The sequence below is a fragment of the Curtobacterium sp. ABR8 genome (assembly GCF_057812125.1).
Map to the genome: position 1 here is coordinate 1,013,293 of NZ_CM173818.1, position 18,095 is coordinate 1,031,387.

16 protein-coding genes are annotated in these 18,095 nt (G+C 72.1%); 11 read left to right on the forward strand and 5 right to left on the reverse strand.

What is annotated here, in order from left to right:
• Positions 1–9: 9 nt before the first annotated feature.
• The 7 genes from ACXKZB_RS04985 (at position 10) to ACXKZB_RS05015 (ending at position 9,025) form a co-directional block, all read left to right on the forward strand.
• The gene (locus ACXKZB_RS04985; protein ID WP_488824962.1) at positions 10–1,062 is read left to right on the forward strand and encodes a sugar phosphate isomerase/epimerase family protein; all 1,053 of its coding nucleotides are present in this window, start codon (positions 10–12) and stop codon (positions 1,060–1,062) included.
• 123 nt (positions 1,063–1,185) lie between these two features.
• A complete protein-coding gene (locus ACXKZB_RS04990; protein ID WP_488824964.1) occupies positions 1,186–2,499 on the forward strand; it encodes an ROK family transcriptional regulator in 1,314 nt (437 codons plus the stop codon).
• The gene (locus ACXKZB_RS04995) at positions 2,496–3,533 is read left to right on the forward strand and encodes an NAD(P)-dependent alcohol dehydrogenase (protein ID WP_222659808.1); all 1,038 of its coding nucleotides are present in this window, start codon (positions 2,496–2,498) and stop codon (positions 3,531–3,533) included. Before ACXKZB_RS04990 ends, ACXKZB_RS04995 begins: the two co-directional genes overlap by 4 nt.
• A gap of 784 nt (positions 3,534–4,317) precedes the next feature.
• On the forward strand, positions 4,318–5,691 hold the full coding sequence (locus tag ACXKZB_RS05000; protein ID WP_488824966.1) for an MFS transporter: 1,374 nt from the start codon (positions 4,318–4,320) through the stop codon (positions 5,689–5,691).
• A gap of 91 nt (positions 5,692–5,782) precedes the next feature.
• Positions 5,783–7,210: a bifunctional UDP-N-acetylglucosamine diphosphorylase/glucosamine-1-phosphate N-acetyltransferase GlmU gene (gene glmU, locus ACXKZB_RS05005; RefSeq protein ID WP_488824968.1), complete on the forward strand. Its 1,428-nt coding sequence runs from the start codon at positions 5,783–5,785 to the stop codon at positions 7,208–7,210.
• Between the two features lie 61 nt (positions 7,211–7,271).
• Complete coding sequence (locus ACXKZB_RS05010; RefSeq protein WP_123313244.1) at positions 7,272–8,249, forward strand: ribose-phosphate diphosphokinase; 978 nt, start codon at positions 7,272–7,274, stop codon at positions 8,247–8,249.
• Complete coding sequence (locus ACXKZB_RS05015; protein ID WP_488824969.1) at positions 8,246–9,025, forward strand: putative protein N(5)-glutamine methyltransferase; 780 nt, start codon at positions 8,246–8,248, stop codon at positions 9,023–9,025. The genes ACXKZB_RS05010 and ACXKZB_RS05015 overlap by 4 nt, the downstream gene beginning before the upstream one ends.
• A gap of 158 nt (positions 9,026–9,183) precedes the next feature.
• Here the strand turns inward: ACXKZB_RS05015 and ACXKZB_RS05020 are convergent, their stop codons facing one another.
• Positions 9,184–10,806, reverse strand: a complete 1,623-nt coding sequence (locus ACXKZB_RS05020) for a molybdopterin-dependent oxidoreductase (protein WP_488824971.1) — start codon at positions 10,804–10,806, stop codon at positions 9,184–9,186.
• Positions 10,807–10,913: 107 nt separating this feature from the next.
• On the opposite strand from ACXKZB_RS05020, the gene ACXKZB_RS05025 reads away from it, so the two are divergent.
• Positions 10,914–11,621: a hypothetical protein gene (locus tag ACXKZB_RS05025; protein WP_488824972.1), complete on the forward strand. Its 708-nt coding sequence runs from the start codon at positions 10,914–10,916 to the stop codon at positions 11,619–11,621.
• 78 nt (positions 11,622–11,699) lie between these two features.
• On the opposite strand, the gene gndA is transcribed toward ACXKZB_RS05025, so the two are convergent.
• Complete coding sequence (gene gndA, locus ACXKZB_RS05030) at positions 11,700–13,157, reverse strand: NADP-dependent phosphogluconate dehydrogenase (protein WP_488824974.1); 1,458 nt, start codon at positions 13,155–13,157, stop codon at positions 11,700–11,702.
• Positions 13,158–13,266: 109 nt separating this feature from the next.
• Between gndA and ACXKZB_RS05035 the strand changes: the two genes are divergently transcribed.
• The 3 genes from ACXKZB_RS05035 to ACXKZB_RS05045 all read left to right on the forward strand — a co-directional run bounded on the left by ACXKZB_RS05035 (position 13,267) and on the right by ACXKZB_RS05045 (position 14,568).
• A complete protein-coding gene (locus ACXKZB_RS05035) occupies positions 13,267–13,806 on the forward strand; it encodes a gluconokinase (protein WP_488824976.1) in 540 nt (179 codons plus the stop codon).
• Positions 13,807–13,990: 184 nt separating this feature from the next.
• Positions 13,991–14,194: a ribbon-helix-helix protein, CopG family gene (locus ACXKZB_RS05040; RefSeq protein WP_488824978.1), complete on the forward strand. Its 204-nt coding sequence runs from the start codon at positions 13,991–13,993 to the stop codon at positions 14,192–14,194.
• A complete protein-coding gene (locus ACXKZB_RS05045; RefSeq protein ID WP_488824980.1) occupies positions 14,191–14,568 on the forward strand; it encodes a type II toxin-antitoxin system death-on-curing family toxin in 378 nt (125 codons plus the stop codon). The genes ACXKZB_RS05040 and ACXKZB_RS05045 overlap by 4 nt, the downstream gene beginning before the upstream one ends.
• Positions 14,569–14,666: 98 nt before the next feature.
• Here ACXKZB_RS05045 and ACXKZB_RS05050 read toward each other — a convergent pair whose 3' ends face one another.
• From ACXKZB_RS05050 to ACXKZB_RS05060, 3 genes are all read right to left on the reverse strand, one after another.
• Complete coding sequence (locus tag ACXKZB_RS05050) at positions 14,667–15,263, reverse strand: class I SAM-dependent methyltransferase (protein WP_488824981.1); 597 nt, start codon at positions 15,261–15,263, stop codon at positions 14,667–14,669.
• 165 nt (positions 15,264–15,428) lie between these two features.
• Positions 15,429–16,877 carry a glucuronate isomerase gene (uxaC, locus tag ACXKZB_RS05055; RefSeq protein ID WP_488824982.1) on the reverse strand — a complete coding sequence of 483 codons (1,449 nt, stop codon included), beginning with the start codon at positions 16,875–16,877 and terminating at the stop codon, positions 15,429–15,431.
• An 80-nt stretch (positions 16,878–16,957) separates the two neighbouring features.
• A complete protein-coding gene (locus ACXKZB_RS05060; RefSeq protein ID WP_488824983.1) occupies positions 16,958–18,019 on the reverse strand; it encodes a LacI family DNA-binding transcriptional regulator in 1,062 nt (353 codons plus the stop codon).
• Positions 18,020–18,095 lie beyond the last annotated feature (76 nt).

Sequence of the window (18,095 nt, forward strand, 5' to 3'; positions counted from 1 at the left end):
ACGACGACGATGACGACGACGGACGCGAGCGACCAGACGGAGCCGACCCGGGCCTCCCGGCCGGTCACGCTGTTCACCGGACAGTGGGCCGACCTGCCCTTCGAGGAGGTCGCCCGGCTCGCCGGCGACTGGGGGTACGACGGACTCGAGATCGCCTGCTGGGGCGACCACCTGGACGTCCGGCGCGCCGCGACGGACCCGTCGTACGTCGCGGACCGCAGGGCGATCCTGGAACGCAACGGACTGCAGGTGTGGACCATCGCGAACCACCTGGTCGGCCAGGCCGTGTGCGACGACCCCATCGACCAGCGGCACGAGGACATCCTGCCGCCGCACGTCTGGGGCGACGGCGACCCCGAGGGCGTGCGGCAGCGCGCGGCCGAGGAACTGCAGTGGACCGCCCGTGCCGCTGCGGCACTCGGCGTGGACACCGTCACCGGGTTCTCCGGCTCGTCGATCTGGAAGACCGTCGCCGGGTTCCCACCCGTGCCCCCGTCCATGATCGACGCCGGGTACCAGGACTTCCACGACCGCTGGTCGCCGATCATCGACGTCTTCGAAGAAGTGGGCGTCCGCTTCGCGCTCGAGGTGCACCCGTCCGAGATCGCCTACGACTACTGGACCGCCAAGCGCACGCTGGAGCTGTTCGCGGACCGGCCGGCGTTCGGGTTCAACTTCGACCCGTCCCACTTCGTCTGGCAGGACCTCGATCCCGCCGCGTTCCTGCTCGACTTCGCCGACCGCGTCTACCACGTGCACTGCAAGGAGTCGGTGAAGCAGCTCGACGGACGCAACGGCCGGCTCGGGTCGCACCTGCCGTGGGGCGACCCTCGACGCGGGTGGGACTTCGTCACCGCCGGACACGGTGACGTGCCGTGGGAGCGGGTGTTCCGCGTGCTGAACCACATCGGCTACACCGGACCGACCAGTGTCGAGTGGGAGGACGCCGGCATGGACCGGCTCGTCGGCGGCCCGGAGGCGCTGGCGTTCGTCCGGCAGCTCGGCACGATCGCGCCGCCGTCAGCCGCGTTCGACGCCGCGTTCTCGCGGTCGCGGGCGTGACCCGGGGCCGAGACTCGGGCTGAGCGACACTTCTCGGGCCCGCGAGCGCGAGGACTGTCGCTCACCGCGAGACTCGGCGCAGCCCCCACCGACCCACCCACCGACCGACCGACGAGGAGGCCCATGGTCCGGCAACCGACCGCGACACCCGGCAATGCCGCGCGCGTCCTCCGCCTGGTGCACGAGGAGGGCCCGGTCACCCGCGCCGAACTCACCCGGCGCACCGGCCTGAACCGTTCGACGATCCTGGCGCTCGTCGGTGAACTCGTCGAGGCCGGACTCGTGCTCGAGGAGATGCCGTCCGCCGGTGCCCCCGGCGTCGGGGTCGGACGGCCGAGCGGGGTCGTGCGGGCGTCGGGCGATGTGCTCGCAGCTGCCGTCACGCTCGAGATCGACGCGGTCGGGGTGACCCTCGTCGCCCTCGACGGCACCGTGCGCGACCGGCTCGTCGAGCCCCAGGCCACCGTGCCGACGGCAGCCGGGGCGATCGACGCCGTCGAACGGATCTTCGGCGTGCTGAGCACCCGGACCGCCGCGCAGGCACGGACGGCCCCAGGCGCCCGGATCGTCGGCGTCGGCGTCGCCGTCCCCGGCATCGTGCGCGTCGAGGACGGCACCGTCCGCAACGCCCCGCACCTCGGCTGGCGTGACGAACCGATCGCGGTGCCGCTCGCTGAGCGTCTCGGCCTGCCCGTCCGGGCTGCGAACGACGCCAACCTCGGCGCCTGGGCCGAACGCCTGTACGGCAGCGCCCGCGGAGTCGACGCCCTCGTGTACCTGAACGGCGGCGCGAGCGGCATCGGCGGCGGGATCGTCAGCGCCGGGCGGCCCTTCAGCGGCGCCGACGGGTACGCGGGGGAACTCGGCCACACCTTCGTGGCGGCGAACGGCATCCGGTGCCACTGCGGCGCCGTCGGGTGCCTCGAGACCGAGGCGTCGCGGTCGGCGCTCACCGACGTCACCGCGACGCCGCCCGACGACCTCGACGCGCTCGCCGCAGCGCTCGCCGAGCACCGGCCCGAGGTCGAGCGGGTGGTCGACCGGCAGGTGACCGCGCTCGCCACCGCGCTCCGCAACGCGATCCACACCGTCAATCCCGAGGTCGTGGTGCTCGGCGGGTTCCTCAGCACGTTGCTCGGACACGTCGGGGACCGCGTCGAGAACGACGTCCGGGCGCAGACGATGGCCGCGATGACCGACCGGCTCCGCGTCGTGCCGGCAGCCCTCGGGCGGGACGTGCTGCTCCGCGGCGCCGCCGAACTCGGGTTCCGCGACCTGCTGCGGGAGCCGACGGCAGCCCGGCTCGGTCCGACACCCGGGTCAGCCGACCGCTCCAGCACCCGCACGTCAGACCGCTCCACCACCCGCACACCCGACCGCTCGACCACCCACACGTCCGACCGCGACGACGCGGCCGAGGAAGCGAGAACCCCATGACCTCCATCCAGCGCCAGCGCACCAGCGTGCTGCTCGGCACCCAGGACCTGACCGTCGAGGACCGCCCCGTCCCCGAGGTCGAGCCCGGCGACGTCCTCGTCCGGGTCGCCGCGGTCGGGGTGTGCGGCTCCGACGTGCACTACTACCGGCACGGCCGCATCGGGGACTTCGTCGTCGAGGAGCCCCTCGTCCTCGGGCACGAGCTGTCCGGCACGATCACCGCCGTCGGCGAGGGCGTCGACCCCGCTCGCGTCGGGGAGCGCGTCGCCGTCGAACCCCAGCGCCCCTGCCACCGGTGCGCGCAGTGCCTCGCCGGCCGCTACAACCTCTGCCCGCACATGCGCTTCTACGCGACGCCCCCGGTCGACGGGGCCTTCGCCGAGTTCGTCACCATCGAGGCCGAGTTCGCGCACGTCCTGCCCGACTCCGTCTCGTTCGAGGCCGGCGCCCTGCTCGAACCCCTGTCGGTCGGCATCGCCGCGGTCCGGAAGGCCGGCATCGTCCCCGGCTCCTCGGTGCTGATCGCGGGTGCCGGTCCGATCGGGATCATCTGCGCACAGGCAGCGCGGGCGTTCGGCGCGACCCGGATCGTGGTCAGCGACCTCGTCCCCGAGCGCCGGGAGCGTGCGCTGCAGTACGGCGCCACCGAGGTCGTCGACCCGACCACGGTGTCCGTCGCGTCCGACATCGCTCCGGTCGACGCCTTCATCGACGCCAGCGGTGCGCCCCGCGCGGTGTCCGACGGCATCAAGGCCGTCGGACCGGCCGGCGCTGCGGTGCTCGTGGGGCTCGGCAACTCCGAGATGACGCTGCCGGTCGAGCACATCCAGAACCTCGAGGTCACCGTCACCGGGATCTTCCGCTACACCGGCACGTGGCCGGTCGCGATCGGCCTGGTCGCGTCCGGGCAGGTCGACCTGGACTCGCTCGTCACCGGTCGGTTCGGGCTCGACGAGGTCCGCGAAGCCCTCGAGAGCGACACCGACCCGGAGTCCCTCAAGTCCGTCGTCTACCCCGGCGGCGTGCCCGCCTGACGCGCGCACGGTGCGAGGTTCGCCGCGCCGTGCGGCGTTGCGTTCCCCGTGCGGGGTTGCAACCGGACACGGTGCGCGGAAGCTCGCACGGGGTGACGGCGCGCGCACGGTGCGAACGGGAGGCCCGTGGCCAGGCCGCCACGGGCCTCCCGTCCGCCTGATGGCTGGTGCACGGTGCGAGGTTGGTCGTTGGGCCCATGGTCGGCGGCATGGTGCCGCCCTGTGGGCGCGCACGGTGCGCGGAAGCTCGCACGGGGTGACGGCGCGCGCACGGTGCGAACGGGAGGCCCGTGGCCAGGCCGCCACGGGCCTCCCGTCCGGCTGATGGCTGGTGCACGGTGCGAGGTTGGTCGTTGGGCCCACGGTCGTCGGCATGGTGCCGCCCTGTGGGCGCGCACGGTGCGCGGAAGCGCGCACGGTGCGCGGAAGCTCGCACGGGGTGACGGCGCGCGCACGGTGCGGACGGGAGGCCCGTGGCCAGGCCGCCACGGGCCTCCCGTCCGGCTGATGGCTGGTGCACGGTGCGAGGTTGGTCGTTGGGCCCATGGTCGGCGGCATGGTGCCGCCCTGTGGGCGCGCACGGTGCGCGGAAGCTCGCACGGGGTGACGGCGCGCGCACGGTGCGGACGGGAGGCCCGTGGTCAGGCCGCCACGGGCCTCCCCCCACCGGCACGGCCGACCCGCCGCTGGCGCGTCGGTCCGGGACCGGCGGCGTGGGCCCAGTCCGGCACGTGACCCGGAACGGGGCCACCGCTGCGTCACCGGGACGCGCTACGGTTCGCGCATGACCGCTTCTCCGGCCGCCGTGGTGCCGCAGCGCACCGACCGGCGCGCGCTCGTCTCCTGGGCGCTCTGGGACTGGGGATCCGCGGCGTTCAACGCCGTCGTCACCACCTTCGTCTTCAGCACGTACCTGGCGAGCCGGGCGTTCGTCGACCCGGCGCGGGTGGCCGACACCTCCGCCGCCGGCAAGGCCTTCGTGGAGCGCGAGCTCGCCCACAACGCCGCCGTGGTCTCCACGGCGCTGACGATCGCCGGCATCGTCGTCGCGCTCGTCGCCCCGGCGATCGGGCGTCTGGCGGACTCGTCCGGGCACCGGCGCCGGTCCGTCCTCATCGCCACGATCGGCATCGTCCTGTCCATCGGCGGCATGGTGTTCGTCGCACCGAGCCAGCCGTACCTGGTGCTCGGCGCCGCGTTGCTCGGCATCGGCACGGTCGCGTACGAGATCGCGAGCGTCGGCTACAACGCCATGATCGGGCAGATCGCGTCGGGGGAACGGACCGGACGGGTCTCCGCGATCGGGTGGGCCGCCGGCTACTTCGGCGGCATCGTGCTGCTCGTGGTGCTGCTCGTCCTCTGCATCCAGGACTTCCGGGGCGACGGTGTCGTCGGCGGGCTCCTGCAGCTGCCCGCAACCGTCGCGACCGGGCAGTGGGACGTCCGCGTCGCGATCGGCATCGCCGCCGTGTGGCTCGCGGTCAGCTCGATCCCGCTCTTCATCGTGGTGCCAGAGGCCGCGCCCGATCCGCGCGGGACCGGTGGCGTGCTCGGCGCCTACCGCGACCTGGGGCGTGACATCGCCCGGCTCTGGCGCGAACGGCGCAACGTGCTCGCGTTCCTGCTCGCCAGCGCCGTCTTCCGCGACGGTGTCGGCGCGGTCTTCACCTTCGGCGGCATCATCGCGGCCCAGGTGTTCGGCTTCAGCGCGTCGCAGGTCATCGTGTTCGCCATCGCCGCGAACGTCGTCGCCGGCGTCGCCACCTTCGTGTCCGGACGGCTCGACGACCGGTTCGGCTCGCGTGCGCTCATCATGGTGTCGTTGATCGGCCTCGCCGCCTGCGGACTCGGCGTGCTCGCCGCGGGGACGCGGACCGAGTGGTTCTGGGTGCTCGGGCTCACCCTGGCGCTGTTCGTCGGACCCGTGCAGTCGTCGTCGCGGGCGTACCTGGCGCGGCTGGCGACCCCCGGCCGCGAAGGCGAGCTCTTCGGCCTCTACGCCACCACCGGCCGGGCGGCGTCGTTCCTGGCGCCGGCGCTGTTCGGCGTCGCGGTGACGATCGGCGGCTCGACGCGCTTCGGCATCCTCGGGATCGTGGTGGTGCTCGTCGCGGGGCTGGTGCTCATGGCGTTCGTGAAGCCCGAGCCCCGGACGTAGGCGGTCCCGCACCGCTGCGGTTGTGCGCATCGTTGTGCACAGCGCCGCGGTTCCGCCGGACTCCGCGGCGCGGGTGCGCCAGGATGGACCCATGACCGACCAGCGCATCGCCGTCGTCGTCCTCGCCGCCGGGCAGGGCACGCGCATGAAGTCGTCCACCCCCAAGGTGCTGCACCGGCTCGCCGGGCTGCCGCTCATCGCCCACGTCCTGCGGACGGCGTCGTCCCTCGGGCCGGAACACGTCGCGGTGGTCGTCCGGCACGAGCGTGACCTCGTCGCAGCGGAGATCACCGAGCGCGCGCCCGACGCCATCGTCGTCGACCAGGACGACGTCCCCGGCACCGGTCGCGCGGTCGAGGTCGCCGTCCAGGCGCTCCCCGCCGACTTCGACGGTGCGGTCGTGGTGCTCTCCGGCGACGTCCCGTTGCTCGATGCGGCGTCGCTCCGCCTGCTCGTCGACGCGCACGCCCGTGGCGGCAACGGGGCGACCTTCGTCAGTGCGATCGCCCCGGACCCGACCGGCCTCGGACGGATCGTGCGTGACGCCGACGGCGCGTTCATCGGGGTGGTCGAGCACAAGGACGCGACGACCGAACAGCTGGCCATCGCCGAGGCGAACGCGGGCATCTACGCGTTCGACGTGACGCACCTCCGCGCGGTCCTGCCGTCGCTCACCACGGCGAACGCGCAGGGCGAGAAGTACATCACCGACGCCCCCGCGCTGATCAGCGACCGAGGCGGGCGCATCGACGTGGTCACCCTGACCGACTCGTGGCTCGTCGCCGGCATCAACGACCGCGCGCAGCTCTCCGATGCCGCACGCGAGCTCAACGCCCGCATCGTCCGCCGACACCAGCTCGCCGGCGTCACCGTGCAGGACCCGGCGACCACCTGGATCGACCTCGACGTCTCGATCGAGGCGGACGCCGAGGTCCTGCCCGGCACCCAGCTCCTCGGAGCGACCGCGATCGCCGCCGGTGCCGTGGTCGGGCCGGACACCACGCTGCGCGACACCGAGGTCGGTGCCGGGGCGACGGTGAACCGGGTCGACGCCACCCTCGCGGTCATCGGCGACGGCGCCTCGGTGGGACCGTTCGCGTACCTGCGTCCGGGCACGATCCTCGGCGACCAGGGCAAGATCGGCACCTTCGTCGAGACGAAGAACGCGAAGATCGGCCGTGGCAGCAAGGTCCCGCACCTGTCGTACATCGGCGACGCCGAGGTGGGCGAGGACTCGAACATCGGCGCGAACACGATCACCGCGAACTACGACGGCGTGCACAAGCACCGCACCGAGGTCGGTTCGAACGTCCGCACCGGCTCGCACAACGTCTTCGTCGCCCCGGTTAGGATTGGTGACGGCGCGTACACGGGTGCCGGAACGACGGTCCGCAAGGACGTCCCGGCCGGATCGCTCGCGATCAGCTACGCCCCACAGCGCAACACCGACGGATGGGTCGAGGAACACCGACCCGGCACACCGGCGGCCGAGGCTGCTCGGCACGCGAACGGCGAATAGATCCTGGCGACCACCGGTCGTCGACATCGACCCCACACGGGTCAGGGAGTGAGCACCGCACTTGTCCGGAATCAAGACAACCGGCCAGAAACGACTCGTCCTCGTCTCGGGGCGAGCACACCCGGCGCTCTCCGCCGAGATCGCAGAGGAACTCGGCGTCGACCTGGTCCCCACCGACGCCCGGACCTTCGCGAACGGTGAGCTCTACGTCCGGTTCGACGAGTCGGTCCGCGGATGCGACGCGTTCGTCATCCAGTCGCACACGGCACCGATCAACGAGTGGCTCATGGAGCAGCTCATCATCGTCGACGCGCTGAAGCGGGCCTCGGCCAAGCGCATCACCGTCGTCGCGCCCTTCTACCCGTACGCCCGTCAGGACAAGAAGGGCCGCGGTCGCGAGCCGATCTCGGCCCGCCTCGTCGCCGACCTGTTCAAGGCTGCCGGCGCCCACCGGATCATGAGCGTCGACCTGCACGCCGCCCAGATTCAGGGCTTCTTCGACGGCCCGGTGGACCACCTCTTCGCCATGCCGGTGCTGCTCGAGCACTTCAAGGAGATCCTCGACCCGTCGATCCTGACGGTCGTGTCCCCGGACATGGGCCGCGTCCGCGTCGCCGACATCTGGTCCGAGAAGCTCGGTGCGCCCCTCGCCATCATCCACAAGCGCCGCGACCCGCTGGTCCCGAACCAGGTCACGGTGCACGAGATCGTCGGCGACGTCTCCGGCCGCTGGTGCCTGCTCGTCGACGACCTGATCGACACCGGGCGCACGATCGCCAAGGCTGCCGAGGCGCTGAAGGAGGCCGGCGCGATCGGCGTCGTCGTCGCCGCGACGCACGCCGTGTTCTCCGACCCGGCCACCGAGCTGCTGCAGAGCGAGTTCATCGACCGCGTCGTCGTGACCGACACCCTGCCGGTGCCGGTCGAGAAGCGTTGGGACCGTCTCGAGATCCTGCCGATCGCCCCGCTCCTGGCCCGCGCCATCCACGAGGTCTTCGACGACGGTTCCGTCACGTCGATGTTCGACGGCGCCGCTTGACCCATCCCGCGCGTGACGCTCTCGCGGCCCGACTCCGGGCCGCGGGGAGCGTCTTCGCCGAGGACGAAGCCGACCTGCTCCTCGAAGCAGGAGCCGGTGAGCCCGTCCGGCTGCGCTCGCTCGTCCAGCGTCGCCTGGCCGGTGAGCCGCTCGAGTACGTGCTCGGGTGGGCCGCGTTCGACGGACACCGCATCCGGGTGACCCCCGGGGTCTTCGTGCCGCGTGCCCGCACGGCCGTCGTCGTCGAGCAGGCCGCGCGTCGGCTGCAGCGCTACGACCGCGTGGTCGATCTCTGCTGCGGCGCCGGCGCGATCTCGGTGGCGTTGTTCGGCCGGGTCGGCGCACTCGACCTCGTGGCCACGGACATCGACCCGGACGCCGTCGACGTCGCGGCCGAGAACATCGGCGACCGTGGGATCGTCGTCGCCGGTGACCTGTTCGCGCCGCTGCCGGATCGGTTCCGTGGCGCGGTCGACGTCGTCGCGGTGAACGCCCCCTACGTCCCGACGGCATCGATCGCGATGATGCCGGTCGAGGCGCGGGAGCACGAGCACCGCGTCGCGCTCGACGGTGGGTCGGACGGCCTGGACCTGCACCGGCGGATCGCCGCGGGCGCGGGGGAGTGGTTGCGCCCCGGTGGTTCGGTCGTGATCGAGGTGTCCGTGGCGCAGGCAGATGCGTCGGTCGCGGCGTTCGTGGCCGAAGGGTTCGCGGCCGTGGTCGAGCGGGACGACGAGGTCGACGGCACCTGCGTGGTCGCGACGCTCCCCGCCTGACCCGCGGGACCGACCCGCGATCCCGGCTCGCCGAGGGGCCGCGACACGCCGCTCAGGTTCGCCGAGGTCGCACGAATGGCCGTTCGGACGCTCGACATGCCGAGATTTCGGAACCTCGGCGACACGCAGACGGCGGGTCGCACGCCGCCCGACCCGCGCTACTTCGCGTCCACCGTCACCGTGGCCCACCCCGTCGCACCGTTCGGCGCTGGTGGCCGCTCGACGCTCGTCTGCACTTCGCCGTCGGCGCTCACCGCGCGGACCTCGATCCGGTGCGACCCGGCGGTCGGCGTCCACCGCAGCACCCACTGGCGCCAGGTGTCCGCCGACACCGACTCGGCGAGCTCCGCCTGCTGCCACGCGCCCCCGCCGACGCGGACCTGCACGGCCTTCACCCCGGTGTGCGGCTGCCAGGCGACCCCGGCGATGGCGACCTGCTCGCCGACCGTGACGGTCGTCCCGTTCCGCGGGGTGTCGATGCGAGACTCGAGCTTCACGGGCCCGCGTTCCGACCAGCCGCGCGGCGTCCAGTACCCCTGCGCGTCGGCGAAGCGCGTGACCTCCATCTCGGTGACCCACTTCGTCGCCGACACGTAGCCGAACAGCCCGGGCACGACCATCCGCGCGGGGAACCCGTGCTCGGTCGGCAGTGGTTCCCCGTTCATCCCGATGGCGAGCAGCGCATCCGTGCCCTCGTCCTGCAGCACGTCGAGCGGCGTCCCGGCGGTGAACCCGTCGATGCTGCGGGACAGCACCATGTCGGCGTCCCCGGTCGGCTTCGCGCGGGCCAGCAGCTCTCGGATCGGGTACCCGAGCCAGAGCGCGTTGCCGATCAGGTCACCACCCACCTCGTTCGACACGCAGCTCAGGGTGGCCATGTGCTCCTCGAGCGGCAGGGCCAGCAGTTCGTCCCACGTCAGCGTCACCTCGTGCTCGACGGCGCCGTGGATGCGCAGGCTCCAGTCGGCCGGGTCGATCGACGGGACGCGCAGCGCGGTGTCGATCCGGTAGAAGTCGGCGTTCGGCGTGACGTACGGCGTGATCCCGTCGACGTCGAGCGAGGCACCGCCCGGCACCGCCGGTGCGGGCGTCGCCGCCGCGGGCAGGCGGACGGCTCGTCGAGCAGCGGCGACCGCCTGCATCGCCGACGACCCCACCCTGGAGGCAGTGCCCACCACGACCGCCACCGCTGCGGTCCCGACACCCCAGACCAGGAACGTGCGGCGCTCGGCCGAGGCAGGTCGCGGTGACGCCGACGGGACGGCTGCGGCGGCCTCCCAGCGCCGGAGCCGACGCAGCAGCAGCCGCAGGGTGATCACGGCGGCGGCAACGCCGAAGACGGTCGGGGCGCCGTCGAACGTGCCGCTGCCGGAACGGGTGCTGACCGCGATGAGTGCGAGCACCCCGCCGACGGCGAAGACGAGTGCTCCGAAGGGCGGACGAGCGCGCTCGAGGACCCCGGCACCGGCGCTGATCGCGGCGACCAGGACGGTCATGAGCACGAAGAGCGCGACCTTGTCGCCGGTGCCGAACAGGGCGACCATCAGGTTCTTGGCGCCCGCGGGTGCGAGGTCGATCACGGCCGACCCCACGGCGACCAGCGGGCTGCCGGCACCACCGAGGAGCAGCGCGCCGAACTCGGCGATCCCGAGGAAGGCCGCGGCGGCCACGAGACCGACGGCCGCAGCGAGGACCGCGGGCCGGCGCGGGACGCCGGCCGTGCGCTGGTCCGTCGAGGGCTCGCCCGGCGTCGGGACGTCCGTGGTGCGTTCGGTGGTCACCGCCCGAGCGTAGGTCGCCCGGCCGCTCGTGGCCTGTGCGTGCGGTTCCCCGGGCGTTCACCGCCCCCGGGCAGCACCTGCCGAGCGGGTCGTGCGAGGATCGGGGTGTGCCGAGGCGTCCAGATCCCGTTCCGCGCCCCGGCCGCGCCCGCCGCCCCGAGCGCACGCCGATGTCGGCCGCGCAGCGGCTGTCCACGTTGCGGTGGGTGATCGTCGGCATCTGGGCGGCGCTCGTCACCGCACGGGTCGTCGTCGTCGCCACGGCGCCCGAGGTCGATCTGTCCTGGTTCGGGATCGTCGAGTTCGGCGCGATCGCGCTGGGCGTCACGGTCATCGTGGTCGCCGTCGTCCGCGCCGCTGCGGTGCGACGCCGACACGCCGACGAGGCCCTCGCGCTCGCCATCCGCCGCATCGACCCCACCGTCTGGCTCGTGCCGGCGGCTCCGACGACCGAACTGCGCGACGCGATCGCCGAGGTCCGGCCGGAGGCGAGCCTCGGACCGCGGGTGACCTGGGCGTTCGGGGCGACCGAGGCGTCCCTGTGGGAACTCGAGGACCGCAAGGCCACCCGGTTGCTCGTGATCCGGTGGAGCCGGGTCGTGCACGTCGGGATCGAGGACGTCCACGGAGACGGCGACCGCGCCGACGGTCGACGGGCGTGCGCGGTCGCGATCCACTACGTCCGGCCGGACGACACCCCCGCGGTCGCGACCTTCTTCGTGCGGACCGCTCCCGGCGCCCGTCGACTGCTCGGCCGCGGGCCGCGGTTGGACCGGCTCGTCGCCGACCTCGCGCGCGAGCGCATCGTCGCCTGAACCGAGCCGACCGCGGTCGGACGTGGGAAGGGCCCCGCCGATCGGCGGGGCCCTCCGAGGGTGCGGTCGTGCCGCGGTCTAGTGGGTCGACGGTTCCTGTTCGACCTCTCGGCGGTCGTCGTCGGACCACAGCGTGTGGAAGGTGCCGTCCTTGTCGATGCGCTGGTACGTGTGCGCCCCGAAGAAGTCGCGCTGCCCCTGGATCAGCGAGGCGGGCAGCCGCTCGGACGCGAGCGAGTCGAAGTACGACAGCGCCGACGAGAAGCCCGGAGCGGGGATCCCCGACGCGGCGGCGATCCCGACGATGCGACGCCAGGCGGCTTCGCCCTCCTGCACGGCGTTCGCGAAGTACGGGTCCACCAGCAGCGACTCGAGCGTCGGGTTCTCGTCGTACGCCTCGACGATCCGGTTGAGGAACTGCGCGCGGATGATGCAGCCACCGCGCCAGATCTTCGCCACGTGGCCGAGGTTGATGTCCCAGCCGTACTCCTTGGCACCGGCGATGATGAGGTCGAAGCCCTGCGCGTAGGCGACGACCTTGGAGGCGTAGAGCGCCGCTCGGACGTCGTCCTCGAAGCCGTCGGGGACCTCGGCGATGTCGGGTCGGTCCGGGAACGCCCGCTGCACGGCGGCACGCTGCGACGGCTTCGACGACACCGCGCGGGCGAACACCGCTTCGCCGATGCCGGAGACCGGGATGCCGAGACCGACCGCGTTCTGCACGGTCCACACGCCGGTGCCCTTGGAACCCGCTTCGTCGCGGATGACGTCGACGAGCGGCTTGCCCGAGTCGGCGTCGCGCTGCTTCAGGACCTCGACCGTGATCTCGATGAGGTAGGACTCGAGGTCGCCGCCGTTCCACTCCTGGAACACCTTGACCAGGTCCTCCACGGAGAGCCCCCCGACGCGGCGGAGCAGGTCGTAGGACTCGGCGATGAGCTGCATGTCGGCGTACTCGATGCCGTTGTGCACCATCTTCACGAAGTGCCCGGCGCCGTCGGTGCCGATGTGGGTCACGCAGGGCTCGCCCTCGGCGACCGCCGCGATCGACTTCAGGATCGGCCCGAGGGTCTCCCAGGCTTCCTTCGAGCCGCCGGGCATGATCGACGGACCCTTGAGCGCGCCCTCTTCGCCACCGGAGATGCCCGTGCCGACGAAGTTGAGACCCTTCTCGCGCAGGTCGTGCTCACGCCGGATCGTGTCGTGGAAGTTGGCGTTGCCGCCGTCGACGATGATGTCGCCTTCCTCGAACTTCTCGGCGAGCTGCGAGATCACCGCGTCGGTGCCCTTGCCGGCCTGCACCATGATGATCGCCGTGCGCGGCTTCGAGAGCGAGGCGACGAAGCCGTCGATGTCCTCGGACGCGATGAAGCCGGCGTCGCCGTGCTCCTTGATGAGTTCTTCGGTGCGGGCGTAGGTGCGGTTGTACACCGCGACCGTGTTGCCCTCACGCGACGCGAGGTTGCGTGCGAGGTTCGACCCCATGACGGCGAGGCCGATGACCCCGATGTTCGCCTGACCAGTGCTGTCTGCCACGTCGTCTCCTTCGTCCGGACGTGACACCAACCTACGGTCGGTGCCCTGGGACCGCACGGGTGTTACGGCAACTGGGGACCACTGTTCACCCCGTCAATACTGTGGAGGGATGACCGACACCGCTGTCCTCCCACCCGTCCTCGTCATGGGCGTCTCCGGTTCCGGCAAGTCCACGATCGGGCAGGCGCTCGCCGACGCGCTCGCCGAGCAGGGCCAACCGACCGTGTTCGTCGACGCCGACGACCTGCACCCGGCCGCGAACAAGGAGAAGATGCGGCAGGGCATCCCGCTCACCGACGACGACCGCTGGCCGTGGCTCGACGCCTGCGCCGCGCGCATCGCCGCCGTCGAGGCGTCCGGGAGCCGCTGCGTGATGGCCAACTCGGCCCTCAAGCGCGTCTACCGCGATCGGCTCCGGCGGTCGGCACCGGGCCTCGTCATCGCGTTCCTGGACGGCTCGCACGACCTCATCGCCGAGCGGCAGGCGCACCGGCAGCACGAGTACATGCCGTCGTCGCTGCTCGACTCCCAGTTCGCGACGCTCGAACGGCCGCAGTCCGACGAGGCCGCCGTCGACGTCTCCATCGACGGGCCGGTCGACGGCACGGTGACGACGATCCTCGCGGCGCTGTCGGTCACTTCCGGCTGAGCACGACTCCTCCACAGCCGGGTCCTCGTCAGAGATGGTCCACAGAGTCGCCCCCGCCGGTCATCGTCGAGTTGCGACCCCGACACCCTCGTTCCATGACGGAGGACAGTGCAGCGATCGATCGAAGGGTGGGTACATTCGACTGATCGACGGCCCTGGTATCAGCACTGATACCATCATGCAGATGGCGATGACACTCCGACTCGACGATGCTGAGGCGGCTGCGCTCCGAACCCGGGCCGACCTCGAAGACCGATCAATGCAGGACATCGCTCGGGAAGCGATCCGCGAGTACATCGAGCACCACAGCCGACGGGACCTCATCGACGAGGTCATCGACCGCGAGTTGCCGAACTTCGCCGAGGCGCTCGAGCGACTCGGACGATGATCTACCTGACGATCGACGAAGCACTGCACGTCGCTCGGCGGACGTTGGGGGCTGACTTCGTGATCCGAGATGCCGGACTCCTCGAGGCCGCGGTGGCACGACCGGCGACCTCGGTCGGTGGACGCGATGCCTATCCGTCCCTGCTCGAGAAGGCGGCAGCGCTCGTGCACTCCGCGGTTCGGAACCACGCACTCGTCGACGGCAACAGGCGACTGGGGCTCATGCTGCTGGTGGTGTTCCTCGGAGTGAACGGCCGTCGGTTGCAGGCGACGAACGACGAGGCGCACGACCTGATCATCGCGATCGCAGAGGGGGAGTTGGACGCGGTCGCGGACATCTCCGCAGCGCTGCATTCGCTGGTGGCTGAAGCCTGAACGACGGCTTGAGCGGATGGCATCAACGACATGTCGATCGACGGCACCGTTGCGACCACCACCGACGCGCTCGTGGTCACAGCCGCGGCTGAGGCGCCTCACCGCCGCGTCGCGCGGATGGCAGCGTGCGGCCGCTGTCCCGGATCGACCCGGAACCGGACGTCCACCACGTCGAACCCGTGGTCGTCGAGGACCGCTGCCAGCGCGCTCGTCGGCCACCGGTACGCCGTGACGACCGCGTGGTCGAAGGACTCGATCGAGGGCCCCTCGAAGAACCCGACCAGCAGTCCGCCGCCCGGCCGGAGCACCCTGCAGAACTCGGCGAAGACCTCGCCGACGCAGGACGGATCGTGGTGGATCACGGAGTACCAGGCGAGCACCCCGTCGACGCTGCCGTCGTCGAGACCGGTGGACTCGATCGCGCCCAGGCGGAAGTCGACGCCGTCGTGCGCGCGTCGTGCGTGTTCGACGAACGGTGCGACCGCGTCGATGCCGATCACCGCGTGTCCACGATCCGCCAGGTGTGCGGCCCAGTGCCCCGGCCCGCACCCTGCGTCGAGGATGCGAGTGCCGGATCCGGAGGCCCAGGCCTCGACCTGTGTCCTGTCCTCGTCGTGGACGGCCGACATCGATCCGAGGAGCTCGGTGTACTCCCCGGCACGGTCGCCGTACGCAGCGGTGACGTCGAGGTTCATCGTCCGACCGTACCGGCGTCGGTCGCGACCGGATCGGGCACGTCCACCTCAGTGACCCGGACCGACGGCCACCCGGCGCGCCCGACGCCGAGATCGCCGAAGCCGAGATCCGCTTCGCGCTGGAACGCGTCCGCAGCGCCACGGCCCCGGCCGAGGCCCGCGCCCCTACAGCTTGAACGTCGCCCGCGGTATGTCGGACACGATGCGCCGCGCGGTGCGGACGGCGTCCTCCTCCGAGATCTCGTGCGTGACGACGAGCGACGCCAGGTACGCCGCATCCGCCCGCCGAGCCATGTCGTGCCGCGCGGGGATGGAGCAGTACGCCCGGGTGTCGTCGATGAAGCCCGAGGTCTTCGTGAACGACGCCGAGTCGGTGATCGCGGAACGGTACCGCCCGATCGCCGCCGGGGTGTCGATGAACCACCACGGCGCACCGGCGTACACGGCGGGGTAGAAGCCGGCGAGCGGACCGATCTCGCGCGAGAACACGGTCTCGTCGACGGTGAAGAGCACGAGGTGGAAGCCCGGGGCGGTCCCGAAGGCCTCGAGCAGCGGCCGCAGGGGCGTGGTGAACGAGCCGACGGCGGGCAGGTCGTGGCCGGTGTCCGGTCCGAACCGCTCGAGCGTCGGCGTGTGGTGGTTCCGGATCACGCCGGGGTGCAGCTGCATGACGAGGCCGTCCTCGACGCTCATCTCGGCCCAGCGGTAGAGCATGTCGTGCCGGTACGCCGTCGCCTCGGCCTCGGTGAGCGACGACGGGTCGCGCAGTGCCGCCGCGTGGATGCGTTCCCGCTCGGCGGACGACAGGGGAGCGGAGCCTGCGTCGAGCACCCCCGTGTCCGTGGCGGTCGCGCCGTGCTCGATGAAGTACTGGCGACGTGCGCGCAGTGCTGCCAACAGCCCTGCGTGGGTCCCCGTGTCGATGCCGGCGGCCTGTCCGACGGCATCGACCACGGGCCTCCAGTCCGACCGGGTGGGGTCGAACACGGCGTCCGCGCGGAACGTGGGGACCACCCGGCCGGTGAACGCGGGGTCGGCGGCGAGCTGCGCGTGCGCGGCGAGGTCGTCGGCTGGGCCGTCGGTGGTGGCGAGGACCTCGATGCCGAAGGTGTCGAACAGGGCGCGCGGGCGGAAGGCGGGCGACGCCAGCAGGGCGGCGATGTGGTCGTACTGCGCGTCGGCGTTCGCCGCTGACGGCTGCTCCGTCAGCCCGAAGACGTCGTGCAGCTCGGTCTCGAACCAGTAGCGCACGGGGGTGCCGAGGAAGTCGTCCCAGTGGTCCGCCAGGTTCCGCCAGACGGCACGGCCGTCCGGTTCGGGAGGCACGGTGCCGGTCGCGGACAGGTCGGCGCGTCCCAGCGCGGCCAGGTCCACCCCGTTCGCGTGCAGCAACCGGAGCACGTAGTGGTCGGGCGTGATGAGCAGCGACGCCGGGTCGCTGAACGGCTGGTCCGCGGCGATGAGCGCCGCGTCGACGTGGCCGTGGGGAGAGATGATCGGTGCGTCCTTGACCGTGTCGTAGACGGTCCGTGCCACCCGGCGTGCACCGGGGTCGGCGGGGAGCAGCCGGTCGGGGTGCGGGGCGAGACGGGTGGCGGTGCTGGTCTGGGTCATCATCGACTCCTTCGGGGACGGCGGGACGGCGGGGCGGCGGGGCGGCGGGGGACGGCGGGTGCTGCGGGCGAGCGCCGGCGTCAGGCGGGCGCGGGACCCGTCGACTCCCGCACGGTCAGGTGCGTGGGCAGCGCGACGGCGCCGGTCATGTGCTCACCGGGCAGCTCGTCGGCGGGGATCGCGCCGAGGCGGCCGAGCAGCATCCGGATCGCGACCCGGCCGGCGCGTTCGATCGGCGAGGTCATCGTGGTGAGCGGCGGGTTGCAGAAGTCGGCACCGAAGATGTCGTCGCAGCCGACGATGCTCATGTCTTCGGGGACGCGGACGCCCCGTTCCCGCAGCCGCGCGAGCATCCCGATGGCGATCAGGTCGTTGAAGGCGATGCAGGCGGTGGCCCCGGCGTGCACGGCGGCGTCGGCGGCAGCGGCTCCGGAGTCGACGAAGGGCGCGTGCGGCCCGATGCGTGCGACGCGGACGCCGAGGCGCTTCGCGACCCGGACGAGTGCCTTCCACCGGCGTTCGTTCGACCACGAGCTGTCCGGACCGGCGACGTAGAGGACGTCGCGGTGGCCGAGGGAGACGAGGTGCTGCACCGCCTGCTCGACGCCGCCGGGGGTGTCGATGAGCACCGAGGGCACCCCGGCGGGGCGACGGTTCACGACGACGAGCGGGATGCGCTCGGCGAACCGGGCGATCTGCGCGTCGGACAGGCGCGACGCGGTGAGGACGACGCCGTCGGCCTTCGCGCCGATCGCGCTCAGGGTGGCGAGTTCGGCGTCGGCGGACTCCTCGGTGTCGACGAGCAGCTGCGTCCAGCCGGCACCGGCGAGCTGGTGCTGCGTGCCGCGGATGACGTCGAAGTAGAACGGGTTCGTGATGTCGGAGACGAGCACGGCCACGGCGCGGGTGCGACCGGAGGTCAGGGCGCGTGCCTGCGAGTTGGCGACGTAGCCGAGTTCGCGGGCCGCTCGCTGGATGCGTTCCTGCGTGCTGTGGTTCACACGGTCGGGGAGCGAGAGTGCGCGGGACACGGTCGACGGGGCCACGCCGGTCGCGTCGGCGATGTCCCGGATGGTCACGCGTCGGGCGGCGGTGAAACCCGTGCCGGCGACGTCGCCGACGTCCGTGTCTGTGCTGCTCACGAGGCCGAACGTATTCGCGTCTGGCAACAAGTGGCAACCGGTTGCCGGATGTTGCCAACGGCGGAACAGTGGTGCC